Source organism: Shinella daejeonensis, from assembly GCF_024281235.1.
Taxonomy (GTDB): Bacteria; Pseudomonadota; Alphaproteobacteria; order Rhizobiales; family Rhizobiaceae; genus Shinella; species Shinella daejeonensis.
Map to the genome: position 1 here is coordinate 614,660 of NZ_JAHWXY010000002.1, position 14,582 is coordinate 629,241.

A 14,582-nucleotide genomic window follows, 5' to 3' on the forward strand; every position below is an offset into this window, starting at 1 on the left:
CAATCCGCCGCCAGGCACCATCCGGCGAGCCGTGTTGACGTTCAAGGAATCCCGACGATGCCCGCATATCGCTCCCGAACCACCACCCACGGCCGCAACATGGCCGGCGCCCGAGGCCTCTGGCGGGCGACAGGCATGAAGGACTCGGATTTCGGCAAGCCGATCATCGCGGTGGTCAATTCCTTCACGCAGTTCGTGCCCGGCCATGTCCATCTGAAGGACCTCGGCCAGCTCGTCGCGCGCGAGATCGAGAAAGCCGGCGGCGTCGCCAAGGAATTCAACACGATCGCCGTCGACGACGGCATCGCCATGGGCCATGACGGCATGCTCTATTCGCTGCCCTCGCGCGAGATCATCGCCGACAGCGTCGAATATATGGTCAATGCCCATTGCGCCGACGCCATGGTCTGCATCTCCAACTGCGACAAGATCACCCCCGGCATGCTGAACGCGGCAATGCGTCTCAATATCCCGGCCGTCTTCGTCTCCGGCGGCCCGATGGAGGCCGGAAAAGTCGTTCTCAACGGCAAGACGCAGGCCCTCGACCTCGTCGACGCCATGGTCGCGGCCGCCGACGACACGATGTCCGACGAGGACGTTCAGGCCATCGAACGCTCCGCCTGTCCGACCTGCGGCTCCTGCTCCGGCATGTTCACCGCCAACTCGATGAACTGCCTGACCGAAGCCCTCGGCCTGTCGCTTCCGGGCAACGGTTCGACGCTCGCCACCCATCTCGACCGCAAGCGTCTCTTCGTCGAGGCCGGCCATCTCATCGTCGATATCGCCCGCCGCTACTACGAGCAGGACGACGACAGCGTCCTGCCGCGCTCGGTAGCCAACAAACAGGCTTTCGAAAACGCCATGTCGCTCGACATCGCCATGGGCGGCTCGACGAACACGGTGCTGCATATCCTGGCCGCCGCCCATGAAGGCGGCATCGACTTCACGCTGGAGGATATCGACAGGCTGTCACGCAAGGTGCCGTGCCTCTCGAAGGTCGCGCCGGCCAAGGCCGACGTGCATATGGAAGACGTCCATCGCGCCGGCGGCATCATGCGCATTCTCGGCGAACTCGATCGCGGCGGCCTCATCCACCGCGACAGCCCGACCGTGCATGCCGAGACGCTGGGCGACGCCATCGACCGCTGGGACATCACCCGCACCCACAGCGAGACGGTGCGCACCTTCTTCAAGGCCGCGCCGGGCGGTATCCCGACCCAGGTCGCCTTCAGCCAGGAATCCCGCTGGCACGAGCTGGATACCGACGGCGAGACCGGCATCATCCGCTCCGTCGAGCATCCCTTCTCCAAGGACGGCGGCCTTGCCGTGCTGTCCGGCAATATCGCGCTCGACGGCTGCATCGTGAAGACGGCCGGCGTCGATGAATCGATCCTGAAATTCTCCGGACCCGCCGTCGTCTTCGAAAGCCAGGACGCCGCCGTGAAGGGCATCCTCGGCAACGAGGTGAAGGCCGGCGACGTCGTCGTCATCCGCTACGAAGGCCCGAAGGGCGGCCCCGGCATGCAGGAAATGCTTTATCCGACGAGCTACCTGAAATCGAAGGGTCTCGGGGCCGCCTGCGCGCTCATCACCGACGGGCGCTTTTCGGGCGGCACCTCCGGCCTGTCGATCGGCCATGCCTCGCCGGAAGCCGCCCAGGGCGGCGCGATCGGCCTCGTCCGTCAGGGCGACCTGATCGAAATCGATATTCCGAACCGCACCATCAATCTTGCCGTTTCCGACGAGGAACTGGCGGCCCGCCGCGCCGAGCAGGACAAGCTCGGCTGGAAGCCCGCAGCCCCCCGCAAGCGCAATGTGACGACCGCGCTCAAGGCTTATGCCGCCTTCGCTTCCAGCGCCGACAAGGGCGCCGTGCGCATCCTGCCGGAGTAAGAGCGCAGACGAGCCGGGCGCGACGGTCGCGCGCGCCCGGTTCCGTTTCCCGGAATCCCGTTCGGGAACAGGCCGGAACCCCGGAATTGCGGGGTCGGTCGGATTTTACGAAAATTATACGACGCATCCAAACCGACCGATAACATTTCCCTGCTAGCGTCACCCGCAACGATCTCGATGGTGGGTGAACTCTCATGACGAAGACACAGGGGCGCAAGCCGGCTGCCCGTTTCCTTGGCGACCGTGGCGGCAATTTCGCGATGATGACGGCCATCGTCTTTCCGGTCATGCTGGCCGCCGGCGGCGTCGCGATCGATCTTTCCAACATGGTGATGACGAAAGCGGAGCTGCAGGACGCGACCGATTCGGCAGCGCTTGCAGCCGCATCAGCCATGGCCAACGACGGCTTCACCGCGGCCGAGGCGAAACTGGTGGCCCTGAGCTTCCTGAGGACGCAGATGGGCGGCAGCATCGCGCCGGCCGCCGACGGCAAGGAAAAGGATGAGAACGACCTGAATTCCACCCAACCGGTCATCGATATCCAGGAGATCGCGACGGTGGGAACCGGCAAGTCCTTCCAGATCCGCATCTCCATGGAGCGGACCGTCCAGTTCAATGCCTTCACCCGGTTGCTGGGGCAGGAATCGACAACGCTGAACGCCACGAGTTCCGCCGAAAGCGCGACGGAATCGAAAAACGCCCTTTCCATGTATCTGGTGCTCGACAAGTCCGGCTCGATGCTCGCCAACACGAACGAGAGAAACCGGTCCGCCAGCAGTTGCATCCAATATGACACCAGCGGCCGCCAGATCGGCAAGAAGGCGATCAGCCCCTGCTATATCAAGAAGATCGAAGCCCTGAAGCTGGCATCGGCCAATCTGTTCACGCAACTGAACATCGCCGACCCGAACACCCAGTTCGTACGCCTCGGCACGGTCTCCTACAACAGCTCGATGTCGACCGCCTATCAGCTCACCTGGGGGACCACCGACCCCCTGCGGCAGGTGAACAACCTGTCGGCCGGCGGCGGCACCAGTTCCACCGGCGCGATGAACGAGGCTTATAACAAGCTGTCCGCCGACACGGAAAACAACGAGCACAAGAAGAAGAACGGCCAGGTCCCGACGAAATATATCGTCCTGATGACCGACGGCGACAATAACGACACCAGCGACGACACCAAGACGAAAAAGGTTTGCGCCACCGCGAAAGCCGCCGGCATGGAAATATTCGGCGTCGCCTTCATGGCGCCGAGCCGCGGCCAGCGGCTGCTTCAGGACTGTGTGACGTCGCCGGAGAACTATTTCTCCGCCGAGAAGATGGACGATCTGATCGACGCCTTCAAGACGATCGGCGAACGCACGTCGGCCGTCGTTTCCCGCCTCACGCACTGACACGCAGGCCGCCCACCGCTTCCCGCGTATCCGACGAGACCCGCCGCGACGCGACGCCGGCGGGTCTTGCCGTATCCGATACCGCTTCCGCTCCCTCCCGCTCAGGCCGGCGGCTTGTCGAAAGGATATTGCAAGCGCTCCGGATAGATGCATTAATTGATTTAAATCCGGGTTTCGCGCAGGCGATCCAGTAAAAAAACGAGGGACGACGTTCGCTAATGACACGTCAGGCATCCACCAACGATCTGGCCCCGGCACTGCGCTCAACCGATCGCGAACAACTCGCCACAGAAATCCTCGAACGGCTCAAATACCGCATCGGCAAGGACCCGAAAGTGGCCAAGCCGCACGACTGGCTGACCGCGGCCATCCTGGTGGTGCGGGACCGCATCACCGACAAGTGGATGGACTCCACCCGCCGCACCTACGCAAGCGGCTCCAAGCGCGTCTATTACCTTTCGCTGGAATTCCTCATCGGCCGCCTGATGCGCGACGCGACGACCAATACCGGCATCATGGACGATATGCGCGAGGCACTCGCTTCGCTCGGCGTGGATTTCGACGTGATCGCCGAGATCGAACCGGATGCCGCACTGGGCAATGGCGGCCTCGGCCGCCTCGCCGCCTGCTTCATCGAGAGCATGGCGACCGTCGACGTGCCGGCCTATGGCTACGGCATCCGCTATGTCCACGGCCTCTTCCGCCAGCAGATGGCCGACGGCTGGCAGGTGGAATTGCCGGAAACCTGGCTTGCCCACGGCAACCCCTGGGAATTCGAGCGGCGCGAAAGCTCCTATGAGATCGGCTTCGGCGGCGCCGTCGAGACCATCGCCCAGGAGGGCGACCGGCAGCGCTTCGTCTGGAAGCCGGCCGAACGGGTGATCGCCACCGCCTATGACACGCCGGTCGTCGGCTGGCGCGCCGAGCGCGTCAACACCCTGCGCCTTTGGGCCGCCAATCCGATCGACCCGATCCTGCTCGACGCCTTCAACGCCGGAGACCACATCGGGGCGCTGCGCGAAAGCAACAAGGCGGAAACGCTGACGCGCGTGCTCTATCCCGCCGATGCGACGCCCGCCGGACAGGAATTACGCCTGCGCCAGGAGTTCTTCTTCTCTTCGGCGTCGCTCCAGGACATCCTGCGCCGGCATCTGCAACAGTATCCCGACTTCTCCTCCCTGCCCGACGCCGTCGCCATCCAGCTGAACGATACGCATCCGGCCGTGTCCGTCGCCGAACTGGTGCGGCTCCTGACCGATGCGCACGGGCTGGACTTCGACACCGCCTGGGATCTGTCGCGCCGGACATTCTCCTACACCAATCACACCTTGCTGCCCGAGGCGCTGGAAAGCTGGCCCGTGCCGCTCTTCGAGCGGCTGCTGCCGCGGCACATGCAGATCGTCTATGCGATCAACGCGAAGATCCTGCTGGAAGCTCGCAAGGAGAACACATTCGAGGACCAGGCGATCCGCAATATCTCGCTCATCGAGGAAACCGGGGAGCGACGCGTGCGCATGGGCAACCTCGCCTTCGTCGGCTCCCATTCCGTCAACGGCGTCTCGGCGCTGCACACGGAGCTGATGAAGGAAACGGTCTTCTCCGATCTGCACAGGCTCTATCCGCAACGCATCAACAACAAGACCAACGGCATCACGCCGCGCCGCTGGCTGATGCAGTGCAACCCGGGACTTTTCAACCTCGTCCGCGATTCCATCGGCGATGGTTTCACCGACGATCTGGAGGCCTTGCAGGCGCTGGACGCCTTTGCGGGCGACGCGGCTTTCCAGGCCCGCTTCGCCGCCGTCAAACGGCAGAACAAGGAACGTCTTTCCAATCTGGTCAGCGGCCGCATGGGTATCCGGATCGACCCCGACGCGATCTTCGACATCCAGATCAAGCGCATTCACGAATACAAGCGGCAACTGCTCAATATCATCGAGGCGGTGGCGCTTTACGACCAGATCCGCTCGCATCCCGAGCAGGACTGGGTGCCTCGCGTAAAACTCTTCGCCGGCAAGGCGGCGCCGAGCTATCACAACGCCAAGCTGATCATCAAGCTCGCCAACGACGTGGCCAGGGTGATCAACAACGATCCGGCGGTGCGCGGCCTGCTGAAAATCGTCTTCATACCGAATTACAACGTTTCGCTTGCCGAGATCATGGTGCCGGCCGCAGATCTCTCGGAACAGATCTCGACCGCCGGCATGGAGGCCTCCGGCACCGGCAACATGAAGTTCGCGCTGAACGGCGCCTTGACCATCGGCACGCTGGACGGCGCGAATGTCGAGATGCGCGACTGGGTGGGCGAGGACAATATGGCGATTTTCGGCCTGACCGCCGAAGAGGTCGCACGGATCCGCGCCGAGGGGCATAATCCGCGCGCCATCATCGAGGGTTCGCGCGAACTTTCGCAGGCCCTGTCGGCGATCTCCTCCGGCGTCTTCTCGCCCGACGATCCGAACCGTTTCGCCGGCCTCATCGACGGCATCTACAACCACGACTGGTTCATGGTCGCCGCCGATTTCGACGCTTATGCCCGGGCACAGCGGGACATCGACGCCCTGTGGAACAACAAGGCCGAATGGCGTCGGAAAACGATCCACAACACGGCCCGGATGGGCTGGTTCTCCTCCGACAGGACCATCCGTCAATACGCCACGGAAATCTGGAGGATCTGATGACCGGATCGCCGAAGACAAGCCCGACGGAACCGCCGTCCGAGCATCTGGCGAGAACGGACATAGACGCAATTCTGGAGGCCCGGCATCCCGATCCGTTTTCCGTGCTCGGTCTGCACGAGACGGAGGGGGGGTATGTCGCGCGCTGCCTTCTTCCCGGCGCCGAGGCGGTCGTGGCGGAAACCCTTTCCGGCCGGGAGATCGGCACGCTTGCGCAGCTTGACGCCGCAGGCGTCTTCGCCGGCCCCGTATCGGTGCGCAAGCAGCAGCCGATCCGCTATCGCGCCCGCAACGCCGGCGGCGAATGGACCGTGATCGATCCCTATAGTTTCGGACCGGTGCTCGGCCCGATGGACGATTACTATATCCGCGAGGGCTCGCATCTGCGGCTGTTCGACCGGATGGGCGCGCATCCGATTTCCCTTGAAGGCGTGGACGGGTTCCATTTCGCCGTATGGGCGCCGAACGCCCGGCGCGTCTCGGTCGTCGGCGATTTCAACCAGTGGGACGGCCGCCGTCATCCGATGCGCCTGCGCGGCGACACGGGCATCTGGGAAATCTTCCTGCCGGGCGTCACGGCCGGTCAGGCCTATAAATACGAGATCGTCGGCGCGGAGGGTGTGCTGCTGCCGCTCAAGGCCGATCCCTTTGCCCGCCGCTCACAACTGCGGCCCGACAACGCCTCCATAACCGCAGGACCGATCGAACAGGACTGGGAGGATGCGGCGCATCTGGCGCATTGGGCTTCCGTCGACGCCCGCCGCCAGCCCATCTCCATTTATGAGGTGCACGCCGCCTCCTGGCGACGCCGCGAGGACGGCGGCCTGTTGAGCTGGGACGAACTTGCCGACCGGCTGATCCCCTATTGCGTCGAGATGGGCTTCACCCATATCGAGTTCCTGCCGATATCCGAATATCCCTACGATCCTTCCTGGGGCTACCAGACGACCGGCCTTTACGCCCCGACAGCCCGCTTCGGCGAGCCGGAGGGCTTCGCCCGGTTCGTCAACGGCTGCCACAAGGCCGGGCTCGGGGTGATCCTCGACTGGGTGCCGGCGCATTTTCCGACCGACGAGCACGGCCTTAGCTTCTTCGACGGCACCGCGCTCTACGAGCATGAAGACCCGCGACAGGGCTTCCACCCCGACTGGAACACCGCCATCTACAATTTCGGCCGGCTGGAGGTCCTGACCTTTCTCCTCAACAACGCCCTCTACTGGGCCGAGAAATTCCATATCGACGGCCTGCGCGTCGACGCCGTCGCCTCGATGCTCTATCTCGACTATTCGCGAAATGACGGAGAGTGGGTGCCGAACGAATACGGCGGCAACGAGAACCTGGAGGCCGTACGTTTCCTCCAGTCGCTGAACACCCATGCCTATGCTGCCCATCCGGGCATTCTGACGATCGCCGAGGAATCCACCTCCTGGCCCAAGGTCTCCCACCCGGTCCATGCCGGCGGCCTCGGTTTCGGCTTCAAATGGAACATGGGCTTCATGCACGATACGCTGCAATATCTGTCACGCGACCCGGCACATCGGAAATTCCATCACAACGACATGACCTTCGGCCTTCTTTACGCCTTCACGGAGAACTTCGTGCTGGCGCTTTCCCACGACGAGGTTGTGCACGGCAAGGGCTCGCTCATCGCGAAGATGGCCGGGGACGACTGGCAGAAATTCGCCAACCTGCGCGCCTATTACGGCTTCATGTGGGGCTATCCCGGCAAGAAACTGCTGTTCATGGGTCAGGAGTTCGCCCAATGGCAGGAATGGAGCGAGGCGCGCGCGCTCGACTGGAACCTGCTCGGCTATCCGCAGCACGAAGGCATGCGCCGGTTGATACGCGACCTCAACGGCACCTATCGCGTCAAGCCGGCGCTGCACGCCCGCGATTGCGAGAGCGACGGTTTCGAATGGCTGATCGCCGATGATCGCGACAATTCCGTCTTCGCCTGGCTGCGCAAGGCGCCGGGCGAAAAGCCGATCGCCGTCATCACGAATTTCACGCCCGTCTATCGCGAGAATTACGGGATCCCGCTGCCGGCGGAGGGGCGGTGGCGGGAAATCCTCAACACGGATGCGGAAATCTATGGAGGCAGCGGCAAGGGCAATGGCGGGGCCGTTCGGGCCGTGGCGGGGCAAGGGGGAAGGATTTCGGCCGCCATCACCCTGCCGCCGCTGGCAACGCTGCTGCTGGAACTGGACGCGTAAATCGACTGTCGGGAGGACGTCATGGAGCAAAAGCGCAACCAACCCCTCGCACGCGATGCGATGGCCTATGTCCTGGCGGGAGGCCGCGGCAGCCGCCTCAAGGAACTCACCGACCGGAGGGCGAAACCGGCGGTCTATTTCGGCGGAAAGGCGCGCATCATCGATTTCGCCCTGTCCAATGCGCTGAATTCCGGCATCCGCCGCATCGGCGTCGCAACCCAGTACAAGGCGCATTCGCTGATCCGCCACCTGCAACGCGGCTGGAATTTCTTCCGCCCGGAACGCAACGAAAGCTTCGACATCCTGCCGGCGAGCCAGCGCGTCTCCGAAACGCAATGGTACGAGGGCACCGCCGACGCGGTCTTCCAGAACATCGACATCATCGAGGATTACGGCGTCGAATATATGGTCATCCTGGCGGGAGACCATATCTACAAGATGGACTATGAGCTGATGCTCCAGCAGCATGTCGATTCCGGCGCGGACGCCACTATCGGCTGCCTGGAAGTGCCGCGCATCGACGCGACCGGCTTCGGTGTGATGCATGTCGACGAAAAGGACCAGATCATCGAGTTCGTGGAAAAGCCCGCCGATCCGCCCGGCATACCCGGAAATCCCGCAATGGCGCTCGCCTCGATGGGCATCTACGTGTTCCGCACGAAATTCCTGATGGAGATGCTGCGCCGCGACGCCGCCGATCCGGCGTCCAGCCGGGACTTCGGCAAGGATATCATCCCCTACATCGTGCAGCATGGCAAAGCCGTCGCCCATCGCTTCACCGCGTCCTGCGTGCGCTCGGAGTTCGAGCGGGTGGCCTATTGGCGCGACGTCGGCACGATCGACGCCTACTGGCAGGCCAATATCGACCTCACCGACGTCACGCCCGAACTCGACCTCTATGACCGTTCCTGGCCGATCTGGACCTTTGCGGAGATCCGCCCGCCGGCGAAATTCGTGCATGACGACGAGAACCGGCGCGGCTCGGCCGTCTCCTCGCTCGTTTCCGGCGACTGCATCATCTCCGGCTCGGCGCTTCATCGCAGCCTGCTGTTCACCGGCGTGCGCGCCAACTCCTACGCCCGTCTGGAGGGCGCCGTGGTTTTGCCCGACGTGATGATCGGACGCCATGCGCAACTGCGCAACGTCGTCATCGATGGCGGCGTGAGCATTCCCGAGGGGCTGATCGTCGGCGAGGATCCCGAACTCGATGCCCGGCGTTTCCGCCGCTCCGAGAACGGCATCTGCCTCATCACCCAGTCCATGATCGACAAGCTGGAGCTCTAGACGTCCTCATGAACATCCTTTCGGTGGCATCGGAAATCTTTCCGCTGATCAAGACCGGGGGGCTCGCCGATGTCGTCGGCGCGCTTCCCCTCGCGCTGGCGGGCCACCACATGCCGATGCGGACCCTCGTCCCCGGTTATCCGGCCGTGATGCAGAAGCTCGGCGACGCCCGGGTGGCGGCGGACTTCGACGACCTCCTCGGCACGCCGGCACGCCTTCTGGCCGCACGCTACGCCGACCTGGATCTTCTGGTCCTCGACGCTCCCGAACTCTTCGAGCGGACCGGCGGCCCCTATACCGACGCCACCGGCAAGGATTATCCCGACAACTGGCGGCGCTTTGCCGCGCTATCGCGCGCCGGCGCAGAAATCGCCCGCGGCCGACTTGCGGACTGGCGGCCGGATATCGTGCATGCCCATGACTGGCAGGCGGCGATGACGGCCGTCTATCTGCGCTATACCGGCCTGCAACACGTCCCCTCCCTGGTGACGGTCCACAATCTCGCCTTCCAGGGCCAGTTCGGGGCGGACATCGTGCCGCAACTCGGCCTGCCGCCCGAAGCCTTCAGCATGGAAGGGTTCGAATATTACGGCGATGTCGGCTTTCTCAAGGGCGGGCTGCGCACGGCCTGGGCCGTCACCACCGTCAGCCCGACCTACGCCCGCGAAATCACGACGCCGGATTACGGAATGGGGCTCGACGGGCTGGTCAACGACCGCGCTGCCGACCTCGTCGGCATCGTCAACGGTATCGACACCACGATCTGGGATCCGGCGAACGACCGGCATATCGCCCGGCCCTATACGAGGTCGACGCTCCGGCACCGGGCGGTGAACCGCCAGGCCCTCGTCGAACGCTTCGGCCTTGACGACGATGACGGGCCGATCTTCTGCGTGGTCAGCCGCCTGACATGGCAGAAGGGCATCGATCTCATCGCGGAGCTGGCGGACTGGATCGTCGCCGAGGGCGGCAAGCTCGTCGTGCTCGGCGCCGGCGACGAAGCGCTGGAGGGTTCGCTTCTTGCCGCAGCCGCGCGCAATCGCGGCCGTATCAGCCTCGTCATCGGCTATAACGAGCCCCTGTCGCACCTGATGCAGGCCGGCGCCGACGCGATCCTCATTCCCTCGCGCTTCGAGCCCTGCGGCCTGACGCAGCTTTATGGCCTGCGATACGGCTGCGTTCCGGTGGTCGCGCGCACCGGCGGTCTCGCCGACACGATAATCGACGCCAATGAGGCGGCGCTTTCGGCCCGGGTGGCGACGGGCTTCCAGTTCACGCCGGTTTCCGCCGAGGGGCTGCGTCAGGCCCTTCGCCGCGTCTTTCACGCCTGGCGGGAACCGAAAACCTGGACGCGTCTCCAGAACCAGGGCATGAAGTCGGACGTTTCATGGGAAAAGAGCGCCGATCGCTACGCCAATCTTTATTCCAGTCTTCTTTTGCGAGCCTGAGCCATGACGATCAAAACCGTACAGACCACGCCCTTTTCCGACCAGAAGCCGGGCACTTCGGGCCTGCGCAAGAAGGTCACGGTATTCCAGCAGAAGAACTATGCGGAAAACTTCCTCCAGTCGATCTTCGATTCGCTGGAAGGTTTTGCGGGCGAGACGCTGGTGATCGGCGGCGACGGCCGCTTCTACAATCGCGAGGTCATCCAGCTGGCGATCCGGATGGCGGCGGCGAACGGTTTCGGCCGCGTTCTGGTCGGACGCGGCGGCATCCTGTCGACGCCGGCGGCCTCCCACCTCATCCGCAAGAACAAGGCGTTCGGCGGCATCGTTCTTTCCGCCAGCCACAATCCCGGCGGCCCCGACGGGGACTTCGGCATCAAGTACAATATCGGCAATGGCGGACCGGCGCCCGAGAAGATCACCGAGGCGATCTTCGCGCGCAGCCGGACGATCGACAGCTACCGCATCGCCGACGCGCCGGACGTCAATCTCGACGCGGAAGGCTCGCGCGAGGTGGCGGGCATGACGGTGACCGTGATCGACCCTGTAGCCGACTACGCCGAACTGATGGAGGAGCTTTTCGACTTCGATGCGATCCGGGCGCTGCTTTCCGGCGGCTTCCGGATCGTCTTCGACGCCATGAGCGCCGTCACCGGCCCCTACGCCAAGGAGATCCTCGAAAACCGGTTGGGTGCGGCAAAGGGGTCCGTGCTGAATTTCATGCCTCTGCCGGATTTCGGCGGCCATCACCCGGACCCCAATCTCGTCCACGCCCATGCGCTCTACGAAACGATGATGGGCGACGACGCCCCGGACTTCGGCGCGGCCTCAGACGGCGACGGCGACCGCAACCTCATCATCGGCAAGGGTATCTTCGTGACCCCTTCCGACAGTCTCGCCATGCTGGCCGCCAACGCCCATCTCGCCCCCGGCTATTCCAAGGGACTTGCCGGCATCGCGCGTTCCATGCCGACAAGCGGCGCGGCCGACCGGGTGGCCGAAAAGATGGGCATCGCCATCTATGAAACGCCGACGGGCTGGAAATTCTTCGGCAACCTGCTGGATGCGGGCCTGGCCACGATCTGCGGCGAGGAAAGCGCCGGCACGGGCTCCAGCCACGTTCGCGAGAAGGATGGCCTCTGGGCCGTCCTCCTGTGGCTGAATATTCTCGCCATGCGCAGGGAGAGCGTGAAGGACATCGCCCGCCAGCACTGGGCGACCTACGGCCGGAACTACTACTCGCGGCATGACTATGAGGAAGTCGACACCACGGCCGCAAACGACCTCGTCGCTGCCTTGCGCGGCCAGCTTTCCACGCTGGCCGGAACGGTCTTCGGCGCACTGCGGATACGCGCGGCGGACGATTTCGCCTATCACGACCCCGTCGACCGGTCGGTGAGCGAGCATCAGGGCATCCGCCTTCTGTTCGAGGACGGATCGCGTGTGGTGTTCCGTCTTTCCGGCACCGGCACGACCGGCGCGACGCTGCGGGTCTATATCGAGCGTTTCGAGCCGGACCCCGCGCGCCACGATCTCGATACCCAGGAGGCGCTCGCCGATCTCATCGCCGTTGCCGACGACGTGGCCGGCATCCGGCGTCGCACCGGCCGGGACGCACCGAGCGTCATCACCTGATCATGGGACTGGTCGCGCCCTCCTTCGCCCCCGGCGTCACGCTCTGCGGGGACGGGGTCGAGTTTTCCGTCTATTCCCACGCGGCAGACCGTGTCGACCTGTGCCTGTTTAACCGGGACGGCGGCACAGAAGTCGCCCGCATGCCCATGGGCCGCGACGAAAGCGGTTTTCACCGGGTTTTCGTCGAAGGGGCATCCGCCGGAACGCGTTACGGTTACCGCGCAACGGGCGTATATTCACCGGACGATGGCCTCTGGTTCGACCCGGCCAAGCTGCTGGTCGATCCCTATGCGAAGGAACTTGACCGTCCCTTCCTGCACGATCCGCGCCTTGCGGTCTTCGGGGCGGAGACCGCCGATCTGGTGCCGAAAGCCATCGTGACGCGGGACATCCCCGTGGCAGGGCGCCGGCCGATCTTTCGTCCCGGCGGCTTCATCTATGAGATCGCGGTGCGCGCCTTCACGCAGCTTCATCCCGATGTGCCGGAGGCGTTGCGCGGCACTGTCGGCGCGCTTTCCCATCCCGTCGTGCTCCGGCACCTGAAGCGGATCGGCGTCGATGCGGTCGAACTCATGCCGATCACCGCCCGGATCGACGAGCGCCACCTGCCGCCGCTCGGGCTCAGCAATGCCTGGGGCTACAATCCCGTCGCCCTGATGGCTCTCGATCCACGCATCGTTCCGGGCGGCATGGCCGAACTGGCCGCGACCGTGGCGGCCCTGCGCAGGGAAGGGATCGGCGTCATTCTCGATCTCGTCTTCAATCATTCCGGCGAGAGCGACCGGCTCGGCGCGACGCTTTCCATGCGCGGGCTCGACAATGCCGCCTATTATCGTCACGTCGACGGCCATCCCGGAAAGCTCGTCGACGATACCGGCTGCGGCAATACGCTTGCCTGCGACCACCCGATGGTGCGCCGGCTGATCCTCGACAGCCTGCGGCACTTCGTACGTCAGGCCGGCGTCGACGGCTTCCGCTTCGATCTTGCCACGATCCTCGGACGCGGCCCGTCCGGTTTCGACGCGAACGCCGCGCTTTTCACCGAAATGCGGGCCGATCCCCTGCTGGCTGACCGCGTGATGATCGCCGAACCCTGGGATCCCGGCCCCGGCGGCTACCAGCTTGGCAATTTCCCCCCCTCCTTCCTCGAGTGGAACGACCGTTATCGTGACGGCATGCGCCGTTTCTGGCGCGGCGACGGCCACGCCCTCGGCGGTTTCGCCACCGCGCTGGCCGGATCGTCCGATATCTTTTCCCGCAGGCACGAGGAAGAGACCCGCAGCGTCAATTTCATCGCCGCCCATGACGGCTTCACGCTCATGGATCTCGTCTCCCATACCAGGAAGCACAACGAAGCCAACGGCGAGGACGGCCGCGACGGTCATGACGACAATCACTCCTGGAACAACGGCGTGGAAGGCGCGACCACGGACGATGCGGTGCTCGCCGCCCGCCGTCAGGATGTCGAAGCGCTTCTCGCCAGCCTCTTCCTTTCACGCGGGACGATCATGCTGACCGCCGGCGACGAGGGCGGCCGTAGCCAGGACGGCAACAACAATGCCTATTGCCAGGACAATGCGCTCACCTGGCTGCACTGGGACCGGATGGACGAGGACCTGATCGCGCACACCGCAACGCTCGCCGCTCTCCGGCGGCGTTTCCCCGCCCTGCGGGAGACGCGCTTTCTGACCGGCGAAGGCGACGTCGAATGGCTGACCTTCGCCGGCGCGCCGATGTCGGTCGGCGACTGGGAAGCACCGGAGGCCGGAACGCTCCTTGCCGTGCTTCGCACCTATGACGCCCTTCAGGCCCGTACCCTCTCCCTCGCCATCGCCGTCAACCGCACCCATGCCGCTCAGGCCTATCGCCTGCCGGAGGCCGAAGGCAGGCGCTGGACGAGCCTGCTGGCCGCCAATCGTCCTCCCTCCGGCCTGTTTCCAGCGCGAACGGTGGAGGTTTTCGTCGAAACCGTCTGAGATTCATCCGGGCGCAAACCGGAAGCCGTATCGCGGGATTGCCGTCAAAACAGAGGAACAC

Annotated in this window: 8 protein-coding genes; all 8 read left to right on the forward strand. The window is 64.4% G+C overall.

What is annotated here, in order from left to right:
- The first annotated feature begins 57 nt into the window (after positions 1–57).
- The 8 genes from ilvD (at position 58) to glgX (ending at position 14,521) form a co-directional block, all read left to right on the forward strand.
- Complete coding sequence (gene ilvD / locus KYK29_RS09435; protein WP_254690629.1) at positions 58–1,893, forward strand: dihydroxy-acid dehydratase; 1,836 nt, start codon at positions 58–60, stop codon at positions 1,891–1,893.
- A 194-nt stretch (positions 1,894–2,087) separates the two neighbouring features.
- Positions 2,088–3,287 carry a vWA domain-containing protein gene (locus tag KYK29_RS09440; RefSeq protein ID WP_254690630.1) on the forward strand — a complete coding sequence of 400 codons (1,200 nt, stop codon included), beginning with the start codon at positions 2,088–2,090 and terminating at the stop codon, positions 3,285–3,287.
- Positions 3,288–3,505: 218 nt separating this feature from the next.
- Positions 3,506–5,965 (forward strand): glycogen/starch/alpha-glucan phosphorylase, encoded by a 2,460-nt coding sequence (locus KYK29_RS09445; RefSeq protein ID WP_254690631.1) that lies wholly within the window; start codon positions 3,506–3,508, stop codon positions 5,963–5,965.
- Complete coding sequence (glgB, locus tag KYK29_RS09450; RefSeq protein ID WP_254690632.1) at positions 5,965–8,178, forward strand: 1,4-alpha-glucan branching protein GlgB; 2,214 nt, start codon at positions 5,965–5,967, stop codon at positions 8,176–8,178. The genes KYK29_RS09445 and glgB overlap by 1 nt, the downstream gene beginning before the upstream one ends.
- 21 nt (positions 8,179–8,199) lie before the next feature.
- Positions 8,200–9,462, forward strand: a complete 1,263-nt coding sequence (gene glgC / locus KYK29_RS09455) for a glucose-1-phosphate adenylyltransferase (protein ID WP_254690633.1) — start codon at positions 8,200–8,202, stop codon at positions 9,460–9,462.
- A gap of 8 nt (positions 9,463–9,470) precedes the next feature.
- Positions 9,471–10,910: a glycogen synthase GlgA gene (gene glgA / locus KYK29_RS09460; RefSeq protein ID WP_254690634.1), complete on the forward strand. Its 1,440-nt coding sequence runs from the start codon at positions 9,471–9,473 to the stop codon at positions 10,908–10,910.
- Positions 10,911–10,913: 3 nt separating this feature from the next.
- Positions 10,914–12,545 carry an alpha-D-glucose phosphate-specific phosphoglucomutase gene (locus tag KYK29_RS09465; RefSeq protein WP_254690635.1) on the forward strand — a complete coding sequence of 544 codons (1,632 nt, stop codon included), beginning with the start codon at positions 10,914–10,916 and terminating at the stop codon, positions 12,543–12,545.
- 2 nt (positions 12,546–12,547) lie between these two features.
- The gene (gene glgX, locus KYK29_RS09470; protein WP_254690636.1) at positions 12,548–14,521 is read left to right on the forward strand and encodes a glycogen debranching protein GlgX; all 1,974 of its coding nucleotides are present in this window, start codon (positions 12,548–12,550) and stop codon (positions 14,519–14,521) included.
- The last annotated feature ends 61 nt before the right edge of the window (positions 14,522–14,582 follow it).

Excerpts from the sequence above, each read along its gene's own strand:
- glgX (WP_254690636.1), top strand. The coding sequence starts at position 12,548 with ATGGGACTGGTCGCGCCCTCCTTCGCCCCCGGCGTCACGCTCTGCGGG.
- KYK29_RS09445 (WP_254690631.1), top strand. The coding sequence starts at position 3,506 with ATGACACGTCAGGCATCCACCAACGATCTGGCCCCGGCACTGCGCTCA.
- KYK29_RS09440 (WP_254690630.1), top strand. The coding sequence starts at position 2,088 with ATGACGAAGACACAGGGGCGCAAGCCGGCTGCCCGTTTCCTTGGCGAC.
- glgC (WP_254690633.1), top strand. The coding sequence starts at position 8,200 with ATGGAGCAAAAGCGCAACCAACCCCTCGCACGCGATGCGATGGCCTAT.
- ilvD (WP_254690629.1), top strand. The coding sequence starts at position 58 with ATGCCCGCATATCGCTCCCGAACCACCACCCACGGCCGCAACATGGCC.
- glgA (WP_254690634.1), top strand. The coding sequence starts at position 9,471 with ATGAACATCCTTTCGGTGGCATCGGAAATCTTTCCGCTGATCAAGACC.
- glgB (WP_254690632.1), top strand. The coding sequence starts at position 5,965 with ATGACCGGATCGCCGAAGACAAGCCCGACGGAACCGCCGTCCGAGCAT.
- KYK29_RS09465 (WP_254690635.1), top strand. The coding sequence starts at position 10,914 with ATGACGATCAAAACCGTACAGACCACGCCCTTTTCCGACCAGAAGCCG.